19 protein-coding genes are annotated in these 21,093 nt (G+C 59.7%); 7 read left to right on the top strand and 12 right to left on the bottom strand.

The genetic code is table 11. The features are described 5' to 3' along the window. The first annotated feature begins 8 nt into the window (after positions 1-8). Complete coding sequence (locus AAIH70_RS13720; RefSeq protein ID WP_132274792.1) at positions 9-1,106, top strand: ABC transporter ATP-binding protein; 1,098 nt, start codon at positions 9-11, stop codon at positions 1,104-1,106. Positions 1,107-1,109: 3 nt separating this feature from the next. On the opposite strand, the gene AAIH70_RS13725 is transcribed toward AAIH70_RS13720, so the two are convergent. After that, positions 1,110-2,267 (bottom strand): LLM class flavin-dependent oxidoreductase, encoded by a 1,158-nt coding sequence (locus AAIH70_RS13725; protein ID WP_132274789.1) that lies wholly within the window; start codon positions 2,265-2,267, stop codon positions 1,110-1,112. A gap of 98 nt (positions 2,268-2,365) precedes the next feature. On the opposite strand from AAIH70_RS13725, the gene AAIH70_RS13730 reads away from it, so the two are divergent. After that, positions 2,366-3,070 carry a GntR family transcriptional regulator gene (locus AAIH70_RS13730; RefSeq protein ID WP_132274787.1) on the top strand — a complete coding sequence of 235 codons (705 nt, stop codon included), beginning with the start codon at positions 2,366-2,368 and terminating at the stop codon, positions 3,068-3,070. Positions 3,071-3,083: 13 nt separating this feature from the next. After that, positions 3,084-4,202, top strand: a complete 1,119-nt coding sequence (locus AAIH70_RS13735) for a Gfo/Idh/MocA family protein (protein ID WP_132274784.1) — start codon at positions 3,084-3,086, stop codon at positions 4,200-4,202. A gap of 31 nt (positions 4,203-4,233) precedes the next feature. Here AAIH70_RS13735 and AAIH70_RS13740 read toward each other — a convergent pair whose 3' ends face one another. From AAIH70_RS13740 to AAIH70_RS13750, 3 genes are all read right to left on the bottom strand, one after another. Further along, positions 4,234-4,587, bottom strand: coding sequence for a hypothetical protein (locus AAIH70_RS13740; RefSeq protein ID WP_132274782.1), 354 nt, complete (start codon positions 4,585-4,587; stop codon positions 4,234-4,236). 47 nt (positions 4,588-4,634) lie between these two features. Beyond that, the gene (locus AAIH70_RS13745; RefSeq protein ID WP_132274779.1) at positions 4,635-4,823 is read right to left on the bottom strand and encodes a hypothetical protein; all 189 of its coding nucleotides are present in this window, start codon (positions 4,821-4,823) and stop codon (positions 4,635-4,637) included. A gap of 71 nt (positions 4,824-4,894) precedes the next feature. Then, on the bottom strand, positions 4,895-5,296 hold the full coding sequence (locus tag AAIH70_RS13750) for a transcriptional regulator, XRE family protein (RefSeq protein ID WP_207908257.1): 402 nt from the start codon (positions 5,294-5,296) through the stop codon (positions 4,895-4,897). A 281-nt stretch (positions 5,297-5,577) separates the two neighbouring features. On the opposite strand from AAIH70_RS13750, the gene AAIH70_RS13755 reads away from it, so the two are divergent. Then, positions 5,578-6,582: a magnesium transporter CorA family protein gene (locus tag AAIH70_RS13755; protein WP_132274776.1), complete on the top strand. Its 1,005-nt coding sequence runs from the start codon at positions 5,578-5,580 to the stop codon at positions 6,580-6,582. Between the two features lie 64 nt (positions 6,583-6,646). On the opposite strand, the gene AAIH70_RS13760 is transcribed toward AAIH70_RS13755, so the two are convergent. The 4 genes from AAIH70_RS13760 to AAIH70_RS13775 all read right to left on the bottom strand — a co-directional run bounded on the left by AAIH70_RS13760 (position 6,647) and on the right by AAIH70_RS13775 (position 11,343). Further along, the gene (locus AAIH70_RS13760; RefSeq protein ID WP_132274773.1) at positions 6,647-7,960 is read right to left on the bottom strand and encodes an alpha/beta hydrolase family protein; all 1,314 of its coding nucleotides are present in this window, start codon (positions 7,958-7,960) and stop codon (positions 6,647-6,649) included. 189 nt (positions 7,961-8,149) lie between these two features. Beyond that, entirely contained in the window at positions 8,150-8,977 is an 828-nt protein-coding gene (locus AAIH70_RS13765; RefSeq protein ID WP_132274771.1) for an aldo/keto reductase, read from the bottom strand. A gap of 109 nt (positions 8,978-9,086) precedes the next feature. After that, positions 9,087-10,124 carry an aldo/keto reductase gene (locus AAIH70_RS13770; protein WP_132274768.1) on the bottom strand — a complete coding sequence of 346 codons (1,038 nt, stop codon included), beginning with the start codon at positions 10,122-10,124 and terminating at the stop codon, positions 9,087-9,089. 31 nt (positions 10,125-10,155) lie between these two features. After that, complete coding sequence (locus AAIH70_RS13775; RefSeq protein ID WP_132274766.1) at positions 10,156-11,343, bottom strand: MFS transporter; 1,188 nt, start codon at positions 11,341-11,343, stop codon at positions 10,156-10,158. A 115-nt stretch (positions 11,344-11,458) separates the two neighbouring features. Here AAIH70_RS13775 and AAIH70_RS13780 point away from each other — a divergent pair, with 115 nt between their 5' ends. Next, complete coding sequence (locus AAIH70_RS13780; protein WP_132274763.1) at positions 11,459-12,358, top strand: LysR family transcriptional regulator; 900 nt, start codon at positions 11,459-11,461, stop codon at positions 12,356-12,358. A 19-nt stretch (positions 12,359-12,377) separates the two neighbouring features. Here the strand turns inward: AAIH70_RS13780 and AAIH70_RS13785 are convergent, their stop codons facing one another. Then, entirely contained in the window at positions 12,378-13,877 is a 1,500-nt protein-coding gene (locus AAIH70_RS13785) for an aminotransferase class V-fold PLP-dependent enzyme (RefSeq protein WP_132274759.1), read from the bottom strand. Positions 13,878-13,977: 100 nt separating this feature from the next. Here AAIH70_RS13785 and AAIH70_RS13790 point away from each other — a divergent pair, with 100 nt between their 5' ends. Beyond that, complete coding sequence (locus AAIH70_RS13790; protein ID WP_132274756.1) at positions 13,978-14,460, top strand: Lrp/AsnC family transcriptional regulator; 483 nt, start codon at positions 13,978-13,980, stop codon at positions 14,458-14,460. A gap of 255 nt (positions 14,461-14,715) precedes the next feature. On the opposite strand, the gene AAIH70_RS13795 is transcribed toward AAIH70_RS13790, so the two are convergent. The 3 genes from AAIH70_RS13795 to AAIH70_RS13805 form a co-directional block, all read right to left on the bottom strand. Beyond that, positions 14,716-16,008 (bottom strand): MFS transporter, encoded by a 1,293-nt coding sequence (locus tag AAIH70_RS13795; protein ID WP_132274753.1) that lies wholly within the window; start codon positions 16,006-16,008, stop codon positions 14,716-14,718. Between the two features lie 209 nt (positions 16,009-16,217). Further along, the gene (locus tag AAIH70_RS13800) at positions 16,218-17,240 is read right to left on the bottom strand and encodes a transketolase family protein (protein WP_132274751.1); all 1,023 of its coding nucleotides are present in this window, start codon (positions 17,238-17,240) and stop codon (positions 16,218-16,220) included. Beyond that, complete coding sequence (locus AAIH70_RS13805; RefSeq protein ID WP_132274748.1) at positions 17,237-18,082, bottom strand: transketolase; 846 nt, start codon at positions 18,080-18,082, stop codon at positions 17,237-17,239. Before AAIH70_RS13805 ends, AAIH70_RS13800 begins: the two co-directional genes overlap by 4 nt. 783 nt (positions 18,083-18,865) lie before the next feature. Between AAIH70_RS13805 and katG the strand changes: the two genes are divergently transcribed. Next, on the top strand, positions 18,866-21,061 hold the full coding sequence (katG, locus tag AAIH70_RS13810; protein WP_430034380.1) for a catalase/peroxidase HPI: 2,196 nt from the start codon (positions 18,866-18,868) through the stop codon (positions 21,059-21,061). The last annotated feature ends 32 nt before the right edge of the window (positions 21,062-21,093 follow it).

Here is a 21,093-nt window from a genome sequence, read left to right on the forward strand (position 1 = left end):
CTTATCCGATGGGCGAAATCAAACTCACCGACGTCAAGAAATCCTTTGGCGCACTCGCGGTCCTGAAAGATATCGACCTGCATATCAAGGATGGCGAGTTCGTCGTTTTCGTTGGCCCGTCCGGCTGCGGAAAGTCGACGCTTCTGCGCACCATTGCCGGGCTGGAAAAGGTCTCCGGTGGCGAAATCGCCATCGACGGCAAGCGCGTCAACGAGGTAACGGCTGCCGATCGCGGGCTTGCCATGGTGTTCCAGTCCTATGCGCTCTACCCGCATATGAGCGTGCGTCAAAACCTCGCTTTCGGGCTGGAAAACTCCAACATGCCGAAGGCCGAGATTACTGAGCGCATCAACGAAGCGGCGCGCATGCTGGAGATCGAGGCCTATATGGACCGACGTCCCGGCCAGCTTTCCGGCGGCCAGAGGCAACGTGTCGCCATCGGCCGCGCCATCGTTCGGCGTCCGACGGCATTTTTGCTGGACGAGCCGTTGTCCAACCTCGATGCCGAATTGCGTGTTTCGACCCGTGCGGAACTGGCGGCACTGCATGCGCGGCTGGGCTCGACCATGATCTATGTGACCCACGATCAGGTCGAGGCGATGACGCTTGCGCATCGTATCGTCGTCATGCGAGCCGGCAAGATCGAGCAGGTCGGTACGCCGCTGGAGCTTTATAACGAGCCGGCCAACCGGTTTGTCGCCGGTTTCATCGGCGCGCCGCATATGAATTTCCTTGGAGCCGATGTGCTTGCGGTCTCTGCCGGTGCAGCCACGCTCTCATTTTCCCGCGGGTATCGCGCCGACTTGCAGATCGGGAAGGCAAAACTTCATGTCGGCGAAAAGGTGACGGTGGGCGTGCGGCCGCAGCATCTGGTGGTCAGCGATGACCCGCAGCATCCGGCCGTGAAAATCTATCTGGTGGAGGCGCTCGGCTCGGAAACCGTCGTGCATGGCGATCTCGGTGGCGAAAAAGTGCTGGCGGTGCTGCCGGGCCAGCAGAAGTTGAATGCGGGCGATACGGTACATTTCGATCTGTCGAAACCGGTCCTGCACGTTTTCGATGACAACGGCCTGCGCCTGTTCACCCATCCGGGAAGCGGTGCGTAAATCCTATCGGCGTTCGCCCGTGCCTAGCGGTGTGGCGGGCGTCTCTTTCGGCACACGACCATATTCGTGTGGAAGCGAGCAGGTTTTCAGCTGCGGCAGAACTTTTCTGCCAAAATGCTCGGCCTCGTCCAGATGCGGGTAACCGGAAAAGATGAAGGCGCGGATGCCCATCTTTCGGTAGGTCTCGATTTCGGAAAGCACCTGATCCGTGGAGCCGACGATGGCGGCGCCGCAGCCTGAACGGGCACGGCCGATGCCCGTCCAAAGGTGGCGTTCGACATAACCGAACTGGTCGGCCAGTTCGCGGGCGCGCGCCTGATGCGATACGCCGAGCGAGATGCTGTCATGCGCCCGTTCGCGGATCAGTTTGCCGTATTCGTCATCGAGTTTGGAAACGAGGTGTTCGGCATATTCGCGTGCTTCCTGTTCGGTATCGCGCACGATCATGTGCACTCGCAGGCCGTAATCCAGCACGCGGCCATGCGCCTGCGCGCGGGCATGCACGGCGCGCATGCGTTCTGCCAGTTGTTCCTTCGGCTCCGGCCACATCAGGTAGACGTCGCATTGCGCTCCGCAGAGCTCCTGTGCATCCGGCGAGTATCCGCCGAAATAGAGAAGCGGCCCGCCATTCTGCTGGTAGGGGCGGGCGGGTTCGGTGGAAATGCCCTTGAACTGGTAGATTTCACCATCGTGGTCGATCGTCTCGCGCGTCCAGGCCTGTCGCAGGATCTCAACAACTTCATGGCTGCGGCGATAACGATAGGCGCTGTCAGCCACTTCGCCCGGAAAATCCGAACTGATGACGTTGAGCGTCAGGCGGCCCTTCAGCATGTGGTCGAGTGTCGCCACGGTGCGGGCCAGCATGATCGGCTGCATCTCGCCGCAACGGATGGCGGCCAACATATTGATGCGCTCGGTGATCGGCGCGCAGGCGGCCACGAAACTCAGCGTGTCCTGCCCGACCTGATAGGAGGAGGGGCAGAGGATGTTGCGAAAACCCAGCGTCTCGGCCTTTTTCACGATTTGCGAGCAATGTTCGAAGCTGGAGCGCAAAGCGCCGTCCGGCACGCCGAGAAAGGCGTAATCGTCCGAACACAGCGCGGAAAACCACGAGATTTCCGAAGCATCGAGATCGGCGGATCGAACGGGCACTACGGTCATCGGAATTCTCCTCCCCGAGACGATTGCCTGTTGCGTAACATTGCGATTGATGTAAATCAATAGTGTATCAATTTGACTGTGCACGCATCGGAGGGGGCATGCAGCAGACATCCGGCAGCCTGCCGATCTATCTGCAGATTACCGAGCTTCTGATCCGCGACATCGCCAGCGGCCGGCTTATCGACGGCGAAAAGCTGCCGCCGGAACGGGAAATGTCGGAAAAGCTCGGCATTGCCACCGGCACCTTGCGCAAGGCGCTTTCGGAACTGCAGTCGCGCGGCATGCTGGAGCGGATGCAGGGGTCGGGCAATTACGTGCGCGCCATTAGTGATCCGCAAAGTGTCTACGCGATGTTCCGGCTGGAACTGCTGGAAGGCGGAGGTCTGCCGACGGCGGACATTTTGGATGTGCAACGTCTGCCCAAACCGGCCGACCTTCCGGATTTCGGTGCGTCGAAAGAGGCGCACCGCATCCGTCGCATCCGCAAACTGTCCGGCAAGGTGGCGGCGCTGGAGGAAATCTGGCTCGATGGCAGTTATGTCGACGTGATCGCGCCGGCGGACCTGTCTGAATCGCTTTACCTCTATTACCGCACGCGGCTCGGTCTGTGGATCGCGCGGGCAGAGGATAGGATCGGTCTTGATACGGTGCCGGATTGGGCACCGGAAAATTTTGGCCGCCGGACGGGAGAGCCGGCGGTGCAGGTGTTTCGCATCAGCGAAGCGCAGGATGGAAAACGGGCGGAGGTTTCGCGCACATGGATCGACCATTCGGTCGCCCGGTACGTGTCGCGGCTGAAATAGGGACGGAGGAGATATGGCAGTGCATTACGGCGTGATCGGCTGCGGCATGATGGGGCAGGAACATTTGCGCAATCTGGCGCTGCTGCCGGATGCCGAAGTGGTGGCGATTTTCGAGCCGGATGCGGCGATGAGGGCGCGCGCGGCCGAGCTTTCTCCGAATGCGCGTTTGGTCGGGTCGGTGGCGGAGCTTCTGGCTGTCGAGGCGATGGATTGCCTGCTGATCGCCAGCCCCAACCATTTTCATCTCGGTCAACTGGAGGAAATCGCGGCGATCCGGCCGCTGCCGGTTCTTGTCGAAAAACCGCTGTTTACAGGCGCCAGCGACATTGCCCGTATCGAGACCTTGCGTGAAAAATATCCGGCGCCGATCTGGGTGGCGATGGAATATCGCTACATGCCGCCGGTGGCGAGACTGATTGCCGAGGCTGAAGCCGCGACCGGCGGCATCCGCATGCTGACCATCCGCGAGCACCGTTTTCCCTTCCTGAAGAAGGTGGGCGACTGGAACCGTTTCAATGACCGGACCGGCGGCACGATGGTCGAAAAATGCTGCCATTTTTTCGATCTGATGCGGCTGATCCTGAAATCCGATCCGGTGCGCATCATGGCGTCCGGCGGGCAGGCGGTGAACCATGCCGATGAGCGATATGACGGTTTGCAGCCGGATATCTGGGACCATGGCTACGCGATCGTCGATTTTGCCTCAGGTGCCCGCGCCATGCTGGAACTGTGCATGTTCGCCGAAGGATCGCGCTATCAGGAGGAGATTTCCGCCGTCGGCCCGCTCGGCAAGATCGAATGCAAGGTGCCGGGGCCGGGCCGTTTCTGGCCGGAGCATCTCGGTAACCCGCCGGTCGCCAAGGTGATCGTGTCACCGCGCGAGCCGCAGGGGCCACGCGCGATCGACATTGTGGTCGATCCGGCGCTTCTCGATGCCGGCGATCATAACGGCTCCACCTTTTACCAGCACCAGCGTTTCATGCGGGCGGCGCAGGGGGCGGGGCCGGTGGACGTGTCTCTGGATGATGGTCGGTGGGCGGTGATGATGGGGCTGGCCGCCCAGCAATCTTCGCTTACGGGGCAGGCCATAACATTTCCGGCAGGTACAAGGCAGGCGACGGCGCTCGCCTGATCAGGACTTTGTCGAACGGCTATCCCGATCGTCAGAAGAATTTTCGGTTCAGTTCGGCAGTGATCATCGGCACAGCGACGGCTGCTGCGGCCGGAAGTCTCAGGGCCTGCATGATCTTGCCGAGTGCGAATGTCACACCAACGGTTGCGGCGATCTGCAGCCATGGTTGAAGATTGTCTCGTGAAGACACTGCCGGCGTGGTTGTCGGCGCATGCTGCGCCTCCAGCCGCCGCTTGAGTTCGGCAACCTCCTGACGCAGAGCGCGGATTTCATCCAGAGGGTTGGATGCAGGCGCCTTTTTCAGAACTGGGCTTCGTTTGCGGGGCGCTGCGGTTTTGGCTTTGAGCGGCTGGGTAGCCTCTCTGGTTTCCTGTGGTTTCTTCATCCTGTCCTCTTCAAAACTGTTTGCCGGAAGGCTTCTATTTGCGGCGCTCAGCCGGAACCCGGAGTGGTGCTGTCGTCATCGTTGTCGGGCAGAGAGCCGGTGCCGGGTGTCTTGCTCTTGTCGGTCAGGTGGGCCTTGGCATGCGGACCTGCCGGCGGAGTGTCGCTTTCCGGTGCCTTGGCCGGCTTACGTTCGGTCTCTTCGATGGCCTCGCGGGCGCGGTCGTCCTTGCTCATGGCGTTTCTCCTCCATATGCGGCTTGCTGACGACACGGTTGTCATCGGCAGGCGGCAAAAGGCTTCACTTGTTATTGAACGCCGTCCATGCAACCGGGTTCCCTTGCCATCGCTTCATCCTCGAGATGCCGGATCAGCTTCCCGAGATTGTCAGGCTCGGTGACCATCTCGATCGGTCGACATCCCATCGCGTCGTTCTGCTCATGAAGCCATTTGCGTGCCGTGATCTCGTCTCCGGCATGTTTCAGTGTACGGAAAAGCCGGATCAGCAGAAGTGCACGCTCGAAGGGCGGTGTGCCCTTGCGCAACAGGTCCTCCAGCCGCGTCATTTCAACGATGCGTGTTTCGCTGACGCCGATCGTGGTTGCGAATGTGGCAGTGTCCAGACCGAGCCGATCCGCTGCAATGACGGCGGCTTTGGTCATGATCTGCGCTTCGGAAATGACGGGCGGCGTGCCCTTGCGAACGTTCAAACTGCGTCTCCCTGCCCAGGCCTTGAATGGCGCAAATCCATGCCGGTTTCAATCGCCTCGCAACATTAGCGCAAACGCACAAAAGCCGTTGACTTCGCGGCCAATCGGGCGCATGGCAGCGGCATGACGGCGCCCGACCGGACGCCGTTCTTTCAAAGGACAACCGAGATGAACCCCGACAGTCGAAGTTCGACGTCACCATACCGACCCGTTTCTCTGGTTCCCTGATCCTGTCCGGATCATGGCTCCCGGGGAACCGATGGTCCCCGATAGGAGCTGCCATGCTGCGCATCCATGCCCACGACCTTGATCGTCTCGTCACCGTTGCCACCGATCCGGTGGAACTGCCGGCTGCCGACCTCCTTGCCAATGCCGTCTGGTACGATCTGGTCTCGCCGACTGCCGAGGAAGAGCGCCTCGTCGGCGATCTGCTCGGCATCGCCGTGCCGACTGCCGACGAGATGGAAGATATCGAGCTTTCCGCCCGCCTTTATCAGGAGAACGGCGCCGAGTTCATGACCATGACCGTGCTGACGCGGCCCGATGCCGGCGCACCGCGAAAGGTTCCGGCCACCTTCATCATCAAGGGGCAGGCTCTCGTCACCGTGCGCCATGCCGAGCCGCGTCCGTTCGATGCCTTCATGGCGCGTGCCCGCCGCGGTGGCGGTGGTGGTGTTCATTGTGGTTATGGCGAACTGGTGATGACCGGTCTGGTGGAGGCCATCATCGACCGTATGGCCGATACGCTGGAACGGCTCGGCAACGATATCGACCAGATTTCCCGCGACGTGTTCGAGACCAAGACCGGCAAGGCCGACAAGAAGACCCGCGACCTGCAGGAACTGATGCGCGAGATCGGCCTGAAGGGCGAGTTCATCACCGTCGTGCGGGAAAGCCTTGTCAGCGTCTCGCGTGCCGTCGCCTATTATGCGGCGCTCGATGGTGTGGACAGAAAGCTGTCAAAGGAACTGCGCCAGCGCCTCAAGCTCTTGCAGCGGGATGCCACGTCGCTGGGTGACCACTCCGCCTTCCTGTCGGGAAAGATCAATTTCCTGCTCGATGCAACGCTGGGGCTGATCAATCTCGAGCAGAACCAGATCATCAAGATCTTCTCGGTCGCCTCCGTGGTCTTTCTGCCGCCGACGCTGGTGGCATCCGTCTATGGCATGAACTTCGCGTTTCAGCCCGAGCTGCAGTGGCACTATGGATATCACATGGCACTGGTGCTGATGATCGTGTCGATGGCGCTGCCGTTCCTCTACTTCAAGCGCAAGGGCTGGCTGTAAGGATCCCGATCAAAACCCTTCCGCTCTGCCGGCTAACCGGAGAGCGGAAGAGTGTTCTTTCCTGTCATTCCACCGTCGGCTCGAAATCCGGCAACAGCCGGCAGGGCTCGTCATAGGTCTTGCGCTTTCCCTCGCAGAGCGCTGCAATCGACTGTTTTGTCGGTTTCTTGCCGTCATCGATCCATGTCAGCATGGCGGAAAACAGCGCCGCATATTGCGGTGTCGACAGTTTTGAATGCTCCGCCTCGTCGGAGAAATTCTGCTGCAGAAGGTCGCCATTGCCGGCCCGTTCCACCGTCTGGCGGTAGATCGCCTCGTGGTTCACGAACACGGTCGGGTCGTCCTTGGCATGCAGTGTGATGGTTGGCGCAACGATCTGGCCGGTGAGGTCGGCGTCATAGGCCATCGCCCGGCGGGCTTCAGGGTCGGCGGTAAAACGCTCGACGCCCTTGTTCAGCGCCGCGTCGTCATCCGATCCCTTGTATTCGACCCTGGAATTGTCGAACGGGTTCCTGCCGTCCAGCCGCCGCCAGACGATGTCCGAAAACAGACCGGTCGCCCAGGCAAGATGCGCCACCAGCGATTTTTCCGGCACATGCGTGACGGCGAGGATGTTCTTCAGGTTTTTCGCCTGTTCCGGCGTGCGCTTGTCCGCAGCCAGCGAAACGCCGGTGCATTCGTCGACCCGTTTTTCCAGCTCGTCGCGCTTCATCGAAACACCCTTCGGCAGACCCTGCCAGACCGGATATTGTGTTTCATCGGCGCGCGGATGGTTCTTGCAATAATACTGGTAGACGGCACGCAGGTCGGCGCGGAAATCATATCCGCGACTGCCGCCGGCCAAAAGTCCGCTGGTCAGCACGATACCGTCGTAGTTTTTGCGGCCGCGCCAGTCGAGGGCGTAAAGCTCGGCGGTCTTCGCCGCCACGTTGCCACCCCATGACTGCCCGTGCAGCAGGACATTTTTTGGCTTGCCGAGAAGCTTTATGGCGATACGCCTGACATTGTCCGTATCGGCTGCCGCCATGCGCACGCCATAGCCCTGGCGCCGGTAATTGGAGCCGGCCCAGGCATACCCTTCCTGAACGGTGACGGCAAAACGCTCGAGATCCTCCACCGGATCGTCGGGTTTCGGCTTGGCGGTGCGTGGGCCGCCATGCGCGTGCACAACCAGCGTGCCGTTCCAGTTTTTGGGTTTTGCAATCCAGTAATAGGCGCCGCGCATGTCCTGTCCGGCAAAACACTCGGTACCTGCGGGCATCGCTTTCGGGCAATCCTTAAGCTGCGGCTCGGCACGTTGCCGCTGCTGCGCATGGGCCGGCAGAGCAGATGCAACGGCTACTGTAAGCGCGGGTAAAAGCAATTTGGTCAAACGCATGAAAACTCCTCCTGTCCCAGCCGAGGATAAAACTATGGCGATGGTTGGACGAGGCAACGGAGGGCTGAGAGATGAAAGAAAGCGAGCGGGCAAGTTTGGCCGGAAAATGGGTCATTCCCTTCCCAAATGCAAAACGGGACGGGTGATTCTTCACCCATCCCGTTCGTATCAGACATCAAGATCGAAGCGTCACTTGTCCCAGTCGGGCGCCAGATGGCCGGGGCTGACGATACGGCCATCGGCACGCGCCAGCTTGTGCACCGCCGCCATCTCCTCTTCCGACAGGACGAAATCGAAAATCTCGAAATTTTCCGGCAGACGGCTTTCGGTGGCGGTCTTGGAAAGCGCGATCACATCCTTCTGCTGCACGGCCCAGCGCAGAACCACCTGTGCGGCGCTCTTGCCGTGTTTGGCGCCGATATCCTTCAGCACCTCATCCTTCGGCACGGCGCCATCGGCCATCAGGTAATAGGCGGTGACTGACATGCCCGTCCTGGCCGCTTCTGCGAGAACTTTTGTCTGGTCGAGATAGGGGTGATATTCGACCTGGTTGTTGACGATCGGCGCATCCGACAGTTTGACGGCCTCGGCCATCAGCGTGGTCGAAAAATTCGATACGCCGATATTCTTGACCTTGCCGGCCTTGCGAAGCTCGTTCAACGCGCCGATGCGGTCGGCGAGCGGCATTTCGCTCTGCGGCCAGTGCAGCAAGAGAAGGTCGACGTGATCGGTCTTCAGTTTCTGCAGGCTTTCATCCACCGAGGTGATGAAAGCATCGTGGCCGACGCGGTCGACCCAGACTTTTGTGGTGAGAAAGATATCGGCGCGCGGAATGCCGGACTTTGCCAGAACGTCGCCGACAGCCTGCTCATTCTTGTAGATCTGCGCGGTATCGACATGGCGGAAGCCGAGTTTCAACGCCTGCGGCAGGATGCGGTGGACATCGGCGTCGGGCATGCGGAACGTGCCGAAACCGAGAGCGGGGATGTTGGCGCCATTTGCGCTGACACTGTGCATGGATAACTCCTTTGGAAAGGAAGCCCGGCGGAAAGCCGGGCGGGAATGTGACCCCCGTTACATGGGGTTTCTGAAAGTCGGATCAACCGTCGGAACGGGGGAACCTGGCTCAGCCGGCAATCGGCGGATCGAGCCGGGCAAAACCTTCCTGCCGGTGATAGGGGAAATGCGGGTAGGGCGGTGTGACGGCGCTGGCCGCGTCGAGTTTTGCGATCTGTTCCGCCGTCAGTGCCCAGCCGACTGCGCCAAGGTTTTGCCTCAACTGTTCCTCGTTACGGGCGCCGATGATGACGGAGGAGACCGTAGGTCGGGAAATCAGCCAGTTGAGTGCCACCTGCGGAACGGATTTTTCCGTCTCGGCCGCGATGTCTTCGAGCGCATCGACAACCCGGTAAAGATGTTCGTCATCCACCGGCGGGCCAAAACTTGCCGTCTCGTGCAGGCGGCTGCCGGCCGGGATCGGTTTCGAACGGCTGATCTTGCCGGTCAGTCGGCCCCAGCCCAGCGGGCTCCATACCAGTGCACCAAGCCCCTGATCCTGTGCAAGCGGCATCAGGTCCCATTCGTAATCGCGACCGATCAGCGAATAATAGACCTGATTGGCGACATACCGCGTCCATCCATGTTTTTCCGCCGCCGCCAGCGATTTCATGATCTGCCAGCCGGAGAAATTGGAAACGCCGATATAGCGCAGCTTGCCTGCGTCCACGAGCCTGTCGAGCGTGGACACCACTTCCTCCACCGGTGTCGAGGCATCGAAGGCGTGCAGTTGGAAGATATCGATATGGTCGGTGCCCAGACGTTTCAGCGCCTTGTCGACGGCGGTGATCAGCCGGGTGCGTGACGAACCCCAGTCGTTCGGACCATCACCTGAGGGCAGGCTGGCCTTGGTGGAGATCAGCACTTCGTCGCGGCGGCCCTTGATCGCCTGTCCCAGCACCTCTTCCGAAGCGCCGTTGGAATATACGTCGGCGGTGTCGAACAGATTGACACCGGCCTCCAGGCAGATGTCGACAAGGCGGCGCGCCTCCGCGACATCGGTCGTACCCCAGGCGCTGAACAGCGGGCCGGAGCCGCCGAACGTGCCGGCACCGAAGGAGAGGACCGGCACTTTCAGGCCGGATTTTCCAAGGCTGCGATATTCCATGATGATGATCCTTCTGCGTGACGAAAGCGGTTTATTCGGCCGGGTGGGCAAGTGCGGTTTGGGGAGCCTGCTGCCGGTCCAAACGGATGGCGATGAAAGCGACGGCCAGTGCGCCGATTGGCACGAGGCCGGCCACGAAGGTCACGGCTCCAAGGCCCGGCCCATGGTCGATGACGGCACCGCCGAGCCATGCACCGATGGCGTTGCCGAGGTTAAAGGCCGCGATGTTAAAGGACGATGCCAGACCCTGACCCGCACCTTCAGCCTGTTTCAGAACCCACATCTGCAGCGGTGCGACGGTGGCAAAGGCTGCGGCGCCGAACAGGCCGATGCCGATCACCGCGAGAATGGGCTGATGGATGGCGGCGGTCATCGCTAGCAGAATTGCTGCCAAGGCGACGAGGCTGCCGACGATGGTCGGGACGAGGTGCCTGTCTGCCAGCCAGCCGCCGAACAGATTGCCGACAACCAGACCGCCACCGAAGACCAGCAGGATCGGAGAAACGGCACTTTCGGAAAACCCGGTGATCTGCGTTAGGATCGGCGCGATATAGGTGAAGCCGGCGAAAACGCCCACCCAGGAGAGAACGGTGGTCAGCAGGCCAAGGATGACGCCACGACGACCGAGCACGGCCAGCAGACCTTGCGAGGTTTCTTCCTGTCCATCGGATGTCTTGTCCTTTGGCACCAGCAGGGCGATGACGGCAAGGGCGAGAATTCCGATCAGAGTGACGGCCCAGAAGGTCGAGCGCCAGCCATAGGCCTGACCCAGCCATGTGCCGAACGGCACGCCGAGAATGTTGGCGACGGTGAGGCCGGTAAACATGATGGCGATGGCCGATGCCTTCTTGTTCGGCGCGACGAGACCGGTTGCGACAACCGAGCCGACACCGAAGAAGGAGGCGTGGGCAAAGGCTGTCAGCACGCGGGCAGCCATCAGCGTCCAGTAATCGGGGGCAAGCGCACAGGCGAGATTGCCGATGGTGAAGACCACCATCAGGGCCATCAGCAGGGTCTTGCGTGACCATTTTCCGGAAATGGCGCCAAGGATCGGCGCACCGATGACGACGCCGAGCGCATAACCGGAGATCAGCAGGCCGGCGGCAGAGATGGTGACGCCGAGATCCTTGCTGACATCGATCAGCAATCCCATGATGACGAATTCCGTGACGCCGATGCCGAAGGCACCGGCGGTCAGGGCATAGAGAGCGAGAGGCATTGTTCAGTTCCTTGGGAGGAGTGCTTTTGATGCATCGCAATATCGTTGCCGAACACTTGCCTGTGTAGCTGGATAGGCGGATAATCATTTGTGAATTGAAATCACAGGTGATCATTTGGATAACCGCGCCGGAGAAATGGAAGTTTTTGTGCTGGCGGCCGAGCTGAAAAGCTTTTCGGCGGCCGGGCGAAGACTGAAACTGTCGCCGTCTGCGGTCAGCAAGCTTGTGACGCGGCTGGAGGACAGGCTCGGCACACGGCTCGTGGTGCGCTCCACCCGCATGCTGCAACTGACGCCGGAGGGCGAGACCTATCTTGCCCGCGCGTCGCGTATCCTTGCCGAGATTGCTGATACGGAAGCAGTGGTGGCGGGCGGTGGCCGCATGCGGCCGCGCGGGCCACTATCGGTCAATGCATCGGTCGGCTTTGGTGAAAGTTACATTCTGCCGATGATACGCGACTTCCAGAGGCTGTTTCCGGAGGTGCAGCTCGATCTCACGCTCACCGACGACACGGTCGATCTCATCCGCGAACGCGTCGACATCGCCATCCGGCATGGGGCATTGCGGGATTCGTCGCTGATGGCGCGAAAACTCGGCCAGAGCCGGCAAGTGGTGATCGCTTCGCCGCAATATGTCCGCGACCACGGGCAGCCGGACACGCCTGCCGATCTTGCGCGTCACAACTGCATCAACTTCAATTTTCGCCGCGCAGTCGAGGGCTGGCCTTTTCGTGATCCGCACAGCGGCAAGGTTGATGTCCTTCCCGTCTCCGGCAACCTCAAAGGCTCCAGCGGTTCCATCATCCGGCAACTTTGTCTGGATGGGCTTGGCATCGGCCGTGTCGGCCGATTTCATGTCGAGCCGGATATCGAAGCCGGCCGGTTGACCGTTCTTCTGGAAGACTACAATCCCGAGGATATCGAGGAGATCCACGCCGTTTATGCCGGCCACGAGCACCTCGCGGTGCGCATAAGGGCGTTTATCGATTTTCTGGCAAAAAGGCTGGAGGCATAGGCATCCAGCCTCCGTAGGCTCACGCGTCTGCGAGAATTCTGGTTGCCGGCGCCTTCGGGCGGGGCGCGAAGATTGCCCGGCTTGCGTCGACATCATAATCGGCCTCGAATGTCGTCGCGTCGCTTGCGATCTGCGCCACGCAATCGAGAATGAACCGAACTTTTTCGTCGGGCAGCAACACGCTGAAATTCAGGCGGACAAAACCCGGTTTGCTGATCTCGTCGCCGGAAAGGATCGCCTGTCTTATCGCCTCCGATTGCTCAGGGGTGATTGACAGCAGGCGGTGCACATAAGGGCCGGCACAGGCGCAGCCGCCGCGTGCCTGTATGCCAAAACGGTCGCTCAGCATGCGTGTGATCAATTGCTGATGGACATATCCGCCTTTGCCATCACGGACACGGAACGAAAAGATCGGCAGGCGGTCGGCGTCCTGAAGCCCGAGAAGCTCCAGTTGCGGAATTTGCTTCCAGCGGCTGAATGCGCGTTCGGTCAGTTCGCGATTGCGGGCCTCCATCTTTTCCGCGCCGATGGCATCCTTGACGATGAAGGCGAGTGCTGCCCGGATATCGCCGACAACATTGGGGGTGCCGGCCTCTTCGCGGGATTCGACATTGTCGCTGTAATCATGCGCCGTCGGAGACACGAACTTGACGGTGCCTCCACCAGGCCAGGACGGTTTCCGGGTTGCCAGCGCGTCTCGGCGCAGGATCAGCACGCCGGACGCACCGGGGCCGCCGATGAACTTGTGTGGCGAGACGACGATAGCGTCGATCTGCGCGCCGGCTGCCGGACACATGGCAATCGGCAGGTAGGGGCCGCCGCCCGCATAATCCCAGATCATCCTCGCGCCGGCCGCCTTCACCATGGTGGTGATTGCAGCGACATCGCTGATGATGCCGGTGATATTGGAGGCCGCCGACATGGCGCAGATGGTCAGCTTCGGCGCTCCATCGTGAAGTGCCGCTTCGAGCAGGGCAAGATCAGGGCCGCCATCGGACTGCTCGGGAATTTCGATGATTTCGGCGCCGCTTTCCCGCCAGGGCAGAATGTTGGAGTGATGTTCGTAAGGCCCGAGGATGATGCGCACCGACTGGCCTGCCGCAACCGCTTCAGTAACACCGAACAGCGCCACGAGACGGTTGATGCCGGAGGTCGCGCCGGAGCCGGTGAAAATCACGGCATGCTGCTCGGTTGCTCCGCAAGATTTTGCGATTGTCGCACGGGCTTCGCGGCGCAGCCGGGTCATGAACCCACCGCAATAGGACGCTTCCGTGTGGCTGTTGGCGTAGTAGGGAAGGACCTCTTCCAGAACGAAACGCTCAACCTGATGCAGGGCGCGGCCGGAGGCGACATAGTCCGCATAGACAAGCGCCTTCTCACCATAAGGACCGTTTATTGTGGCGGTGGAGCCGACAAGTCCGTCATTCAGGGACGCGATGACATCGCCATGGCCGAGGCTTTTCCGGAACTTTGCCAGTGGCGTTTCGATCGATGCTGTCACTTTGCCGGTGGCGTCCAAGGTCGTTTTCCCCGCTTGCGGTATTTGACAGCAATCCTATCTCGGTTCAGGGTGAGAAAACGCGCTTATTTCTAGTTATTTTTTTGGAATCTTGTGTCAAATGAACGATAGTAACGTCAAGATCGATGACTTTGATATGAAGATCCTCAACTTCATTCAGAAGGACGCGAGTCTCTCCCAGCGCGAACTGGCCGACAAGATCGGACTTTCCCAGAATGCCTGCTGGCGGCGGCTTCAGCGCCTGCAGTCGCTCGGGCTGATCCGCGAAGCGCATAACACGATCGATCTCAAGGCGCTGGGTTTCGACCTGACCGTCTTTGTGATGATCCGCACGCGCCACCATTCCAAGGACTGGAGCGAAGGTTTTCGCGCCCATGTGGAGCGTCTGCCGGAAGTGATCGATTTCTATCGTATCGGCGGTGACTGGGACTATCTCATCAAGGTCGTGACCAAGGGCATGTCCGGTTATGATGCCTTCTATCAGAAACTCATCACCGATTTCGATCTTGCGACTGTCACCGGCTTTTTTTCCATGGAAGCAATCATCAACGGCCGTCCTGTCGACCTCATGCGTTTGCGATGACCGCCGATCAGGTCGGCCAAAGTTGCCACCTGACAATTCACGTATCGACAGTGTGGAGAGGTAATCTAAGTAATTGATGTTATGGAGTAATGTCGTGAAATTACGGTACGTGTGAAAACGTATGTTGTCGCACCCGTCAAATAACCAGGGGCCGTTGGCGCGACCCCTGGCACTCATTGTATAGGCTTCCTTAGCCCGGCGGTATCGCTGAGAGTCGCTGTCCGGCCGCCAGTGAACCCATTCGCTTTCGCTGCGTCATGTGGTTTGCGGCACGGGCTCGCGGATCGTCAGCACGACGAGTAGGCAAACCACGGCGGCTATGCTCAGTGCCATGAAAACGGCTGACCAATCGTAGCTGTCCAGAAGGATGCCGACCACCAGAGGCATGATCACGGCTCCGATCTGGCCACCCATGTTGATGACCGAGTAGGCAACCGGATAGGAGGCTTTTTCCACACGCCCCATGGCATAAACCGAGTAGGCGGAATAACCCAGCGACAGCAGGAAACCGACCATGAACAGAACAAGGGTGAGCATGACCTTGTCATGGGGGGCATTCATCATGATCGCCATCATGAAGATGGTGCAGAACGCGCTGACCAGCATCAACGGTTTGCGCCGCCTAGCGAAGATATTGTCGGAGATCCAGCCGCCGACGAGATTGCCCAGCACGTTTCCGGCAAACGGGGCAGACGCGAGAATGGCCGAATTGACGATATTGAACTGGTGCGCTTCAAGCAGATATTTCGGCAGCCACGACATCAATACGCCATCGACGATACCAACCATGCACATGTAGCCGATTGCCGCGCCGTAAATGTCCCAACTGGTAAAAATGTCTCGCGACGTCTTCAGCGGAGCAAGATGCGACGTACGGATGATCTTGTCGATAAGGCCGAATTTGAAGGCTTTCGCTTCCTTTTCGTCAGGCGAGCCGGCATCGGTCTGGGCCGCATCCGTCTTTTCTTCATTGATGTGGCGAAGCTCGGCTTCGTTTACGAAACGGCTTTCCGCCGGTGTATTGCGGACGAGGATGAACCACAGAATACCGAGAATGACGCCGGGAATCGAGAAGAACAGGAAGATATGGCGCCAGTCGTAGTTGAGCAGGATCCAGGCGCAGATCGGCGGAACCAGGAAGGGGCCGAATTTCGAGCCTGCCAGGAAAATCCCGGTGGCAGTGCCCTTTTCCTTGCTGGGGAACCAGTTGTTGATGGTCGCTGTCGAGCTGATGACGACCGGAGCTTCGCTGACGCCGACAAGGACACGCAGCATCTTGAGGTGAAGCGCGCTATCCACACGTCCCATCAGAAAGGTAAATGCGGAGGTGAAGATCATGCCCAGCATGTATGCGGTGCGGATGCCGGTCTTCTTGACGATGAAGCCCGCTGGAATCTGGAAAAGGCCGTAACCGGCAAAAAACAGGCTGATAATGACCCCTGTCTCGGTGTTGCTGAGTTCAAACTCCTTTTGCATGAACGGAATGGCAAAACCGATGTTTGCCCTGTCCGCCTGAGCGACCATAAAAAGGAGAAAAATAAGCGCCATCACGAACCACCGATAGTGGGTCGGGCGTTGTCTTTGTGTTTCCATCCCAAGTACTCTCATATGTGAAAGATTCAGTTTTTCACGCGCGATTTTGATCGGCCATTCCTCCCGGAGGCCGCACCGCCTGGTCTTTTTTATTCGGCACTCGCGCGCTCAACGTCGCGCGAGTGTCAGCCGGCCACAGGAATGCAAAAAGGCCGGAGAATGATTTACTTCTGCAGCCAGCCTTTAACGCTTTCGCAGATCGCACTGGTTGAAATTCCGTAACGATCGTGAAGTGTCGGCAGGGCGCCGGCGTCGAGGAATTCGTCGGGCAGGCCGATATGGCGGAAGGTGGGGAAAACACCCGAGCGCATCAGCGATGCGGCGACGGCTTCACCAAGGCCGCCATTGACGGAGTGGTTCTCCGCCACGACCACCAGGCGGCCGCTCTTTGATGATGCCTTGACGATCGCATCGACGTCGAGCGGTTTGATCGTCGGAACGTGCAGCACGGCGACATCGACCTTGTCCTTCGCCAGTTCCTTTGCCGCTTCAAGCGTGCGCATGGTCATCAGGCCTGTGGAGATGAACAGCACGTCGTTTCCGTCGCGCAGCATCTTCGCCTTGCCCAGCTCGAACTTGTATCCATACTCGTCCAGTACCAGCGGCACGTTTCCGCGCAGCAGGCGCATATAGACCGGACCCGGATGATCGATCATCGCGGGTACCGCCTGCTCTATTTCCAAAGCATCGCACGGATCGATGATCGTCAGGTTCGGCATGCCGCGGAAGATTGCAAGGTCTTCGGTCGCCTGATGGCTTGGACCATAACCGGTGGTCAGGCCGGGAAGGGCGCAGACGATCTTGACCGGCAGGTTTTCCTCGGCGATTGCCATGCAGATGAAATCATAGGCGCGTCGTGCCGCAAAGACGGCATAGGTGGTTGCGATCGGAATGAAGCCTTCGCGCGCCATGCCGGCAGCCGAAGCCATCAGCAGCTGTTCAGCCATGCCCATCTGGTAAAACCGCTCGGGATAAGCCTTGGCGAAGATGTGAAGATCCGTGTACTTGGCGAGATCGGCCGTCATGCCGACGATTTCAGGACGATCCTTTGCAAGTTCGACCAATGCGTTACCGAACGGTGCCGGCTTCGTCGGCTGGTTCTCGCCGGCGATCGAGGCGATCATCGCGGATGTGGTCAGGCGCGGTTTGGAAGGATCGAAAGCTGCGAATTTTTTCTTGTGTGTCATGATGCAAACTCCGCATCGAGGACCGCAATTGCCTGGTCCCATTCATTGGCATCAACCCGGATGAAATGGTTCTTGTCGCGGGCTTCGAGGAAGGGAACGCCCTTGCCCATCAGCGTGTCGCAGATGATGACGCGAGGAACGGCATGCTCGTGATTGCGTGCCGCATCGAAGGCCTTCACAAGGGCATCGATATCGTTGCCGTCCACGCGCTGCGCAAACCAGCCGAACGCTTCGAACTTCTTGTCCACCGGTTCGCTTGCCAGGACCTGTGAAGACGGGCCGTCGGCCTGCTGATTGTTGATGTCGACGATGGCGATCAGGTTGTCGAGTTTCCAGTGAGCCGCAGACATCGCCGCTTCCCAGGTGGAACCTTCACCGAGTTCGCCGTCCGACAGCAGATTATAGATGAAGGACTTCGATTTTTTGACTTTCAGGCCAAGGCAGCCGCCGATTGCGATCGGAAGGCCATGCCCAAGGGAGCCGCCGGTGATTTCCATGCCGGGCGTATAGGCGGCCATGCCGGACATCGGCAGTCGGCTGTCGTCGGTGCCGTAGCTTTCAAGTTCCTCGCGGGGAATAATGCCTGCCTCGATCAGCGCGGCATAGAGGCCGATCGCGTAATGACCGATCGACAGGTAGAAGCGATCGCGCTCCTCCCATTCCGGCTCGGCCGGACGGTATTGCATGGCATGGAAATAGGCGACGGAAAGAACGTCCGCGATATCAAGCGCCTGAGCAATGTAGCCCTGGCCCTGAACCTTGCCCATCTGAAGGGCTGTACGCCGGATTTCGTAGGCCTTCTTTATCAGCGGCCTGTTATGCCCGAGAATTGGGGCGTTCATGGATGTAACCTCCTGCATTACTGAAGTCTGCTGCAAGGAGTTCGCCGTCGACATATTGCGTCGAAATCAGGAAGGGAGCCGTTGATGCATTCTTTTCGACGTTCAAAAACGATGAACACGTCGCAATTTTGCGCAATGTAATCGATTTAATCTCGCGAACGAATGTTATCAATTTGACGTCCTCCAGAACTCCTCGCCTCTAGCGGTAGTGCCAATAAAGCTGAATGAAAAATGGTAAAATTGCATCCAGACGTGAATCTGATTCATGTTTGATTGATGTCAATTCTCTTTATGCCTTGGCTTTCGCTCTCTCAGTGCGGCTTTTTGGGATAGGCTGAGACTTGGCGAACCGATCATCGAAACCGGTAACCACGCTCACTCTGCGCGCTGCAGTGACGTGGCTCGCCAGATCGGAGCGGGACTGCCACATGGCCGGCTTCTCATTGCGAACTGCAGTCAGTGACCGAATGTAGCGCGGCGTTGGGGCCATCAATCGTGAGTGCATGGACGCGGGCCCGCCCTCAAGGTGCCGGCAAGTCAGGGGTCCGCTGACGTCAGTCCTTGACGATCATAAAATCCTATCGAAGTGATCTGTAAAAACGAATTAAGTCTATCGACAGCGTGCGCTAAGAACGTTGTCGGGAAGAGATTGCCACCTGCGAAGTCGGCCATACATAGCTGCATTAGCCCGGTCTTTCATTCTGCCGAGTGCGGCGAGGAGGAAACAGCAGGCAGGTCGACATTTCCCCAAAAGTGCATGTTCGAGCAACCAAGGAGAACGTCATGGATACGAAAACAGAGACCACAGGCCAGTGTCCCGTCGCACATGGCGCCCATGGCGCTACGCAGCGTGGAAGGACGAACCGCGACTGGTGGCCGAACCAGCTGAACGTGCAGATCCTCCACACCCATTCCTCACTGGCTGATCCGCTGGGCGAGACCTTTGATTACGCGGAAGCATTCAATAAGCTCGATCTCGATGCGCTGAAGCAGGATCTTCACGCGCTGATGACCGACAGCCAGGACTGGTGGCCGGCCGATTTTGGCCATTACGGTGGCCTGTTCATCCGCATGGCATGGCACTCTGCGGGCACCTATCGCATCACCGATGGCCGCGGCGGCGCCGGCATGGGCCAGCAGCGTTTTGCGCCGCTCAACAGCTGGCCGGACAATGTCAATCTCGATAAGGCCCGCCGTCTTCTCTGGCCGATCAAGCAGAAATACGGCAACAGCATTTCCTGGGCCGACCTGATGATCCTCACCGGCAATGTCGCGCTGGAATCCATGGGTTTCAAGACCTTTGGTTTCGCCGGTGGCCGCGCCGATGTGTGGGAGCCGGAAGAGCTTTACTGGGGCCCGGAAGGCACATGGCTGGGTGACGAACGGTATAGCGGCGAACGCGAACTGGCCGAACCGCTCGGTGCCGTGCAACTGGGCCTCATCTACGTCAATCCGGAAGGCCCGAACGGCACCCCTGATCCGCTCGCGTCTGCCCGCGACATCCGCAGCACCTTTGCCCGCATGGCGATGAATGACGAGGAAACCGTCGCGCTGGTCGCCGGTGGCCACACATTCGGCAAGACCCACGGTGCCGGCGACGCATCCTTTGTCGGTATCGACCCGGAAGGTGGCGAACTGGAAGCGCAGGGCCTTGGCTGGTCGAGCAAGTTCAACAGCGGTGTCGGTCGCGATGCGATCGGCAGTGGTCTCGAAGTCACCTGGACCCAGACGCCGACGCAGTGGAGCAATTATTTCTTCGAAAACCTCTTCGGTTTCGAATGGGAACTGACCAAAAGCCCGGCCGGCGCGCATCAGTGGGTTGCCAAGAACGCCGATGCTTCGATCCCGGATGCATTCGACCCGGCCAAGAAGCAACTCCCGACCATGCTGACATCGGATCTGGCCCTGCGTTTCGACCCGATCTATGAAAAGATCTCGCGTCGTTTCCTCGAAAACCCGGCGGAATTTGCAGACGCCTTTGCCCGTGCATGGTTCAAGCTGACCCATCGCGACATGGGCCCGAAAGCGCGTTATCTCGGCCCGGAAGTGCCGGCTGAAGATCTGATCTGGCAGGATGTCGTGCCCGCCGTCGATCATCCGCTGGTTGATGAAGTGGATATCGCATCGCTCAAGGAGAAGGTGCTGGCCACCGGCCTGTCCGTGCAGGAACTGGTGTCCACCGCATGGGCGTCGGCCTCCAGCTTCCGTGGTTCCGACAAGCGCGGCGGCGCCAATGGTGCACGCATCCGTCTTGCCCCGCAGAAGGATTGGGAGGCCAACCAGCCGGCCCAGCTCGCAAAGGTTCTGGGCGTGCTCGAAGGCATCCAGCAGGCGTTCAATGCGGCCCAGAGCGGCGGCAAGAAGGTCTCGCTGGCCGACCTGATCGTGCTGGCCGGTGCGGCCGGTGTTGAAAAGGCGGCCAAGGCCGGCGGCCATGATGTCGCCGTGCCGTTCACGCCGGGTCGCACCGATGCTTCCGACACCCAGACGGATGTCGAATCCTTCGCAGCGCTCGAACCGCGCGTCGACGGTTTCCGCAACTATGTGAACGACAGCCGCATCCAGTTCATGAAGGCCGAGGAAGCGCTGGTCGATCGCGCACAACTGCTGACCCTGACGGCGCCGGAAATGTCCGTCCTCGTCGGTGGCCTGCGCGTGCTCACCGTCGGTCAGCCGAAACATGGCGTGTTCACCAACCGGCCTGAGGCGTTGACGAACGACTTCTTCGTCAACCTGCTCGACATGGGCACGGTCTGGAGCCCGCTGGCGGGTGCCCGCGGCATCTATGAAGGTCGCGACCGGACGAGCCACGAGCTGAAATGGACCGGCACCCGCGTCGACCTGATCTTCGGTTCGCACTCGCAGTTGCGCGCCATCGCCGAAGTCTACGGCCAGTCCGATGTGAAGGAAAAGTTCGTCCGCGACTTCGTGTCCGCCTGGAACAAGGTGATGAACGCCGACCGTTTCGATCTTCTCTGATCGAGACTGTGGCCCGGACGCGCACCCTGGCG

This window comes from Neorhizobium sp. BT27B, from assembly GCF_050455485.1.
Taxonomy (GTDB): domain Bacteria; phylum Pseudomonadota; class Alphaproteobacteria; order Rhizobiales; family Rhizobiaceae; genus Neorhizobium.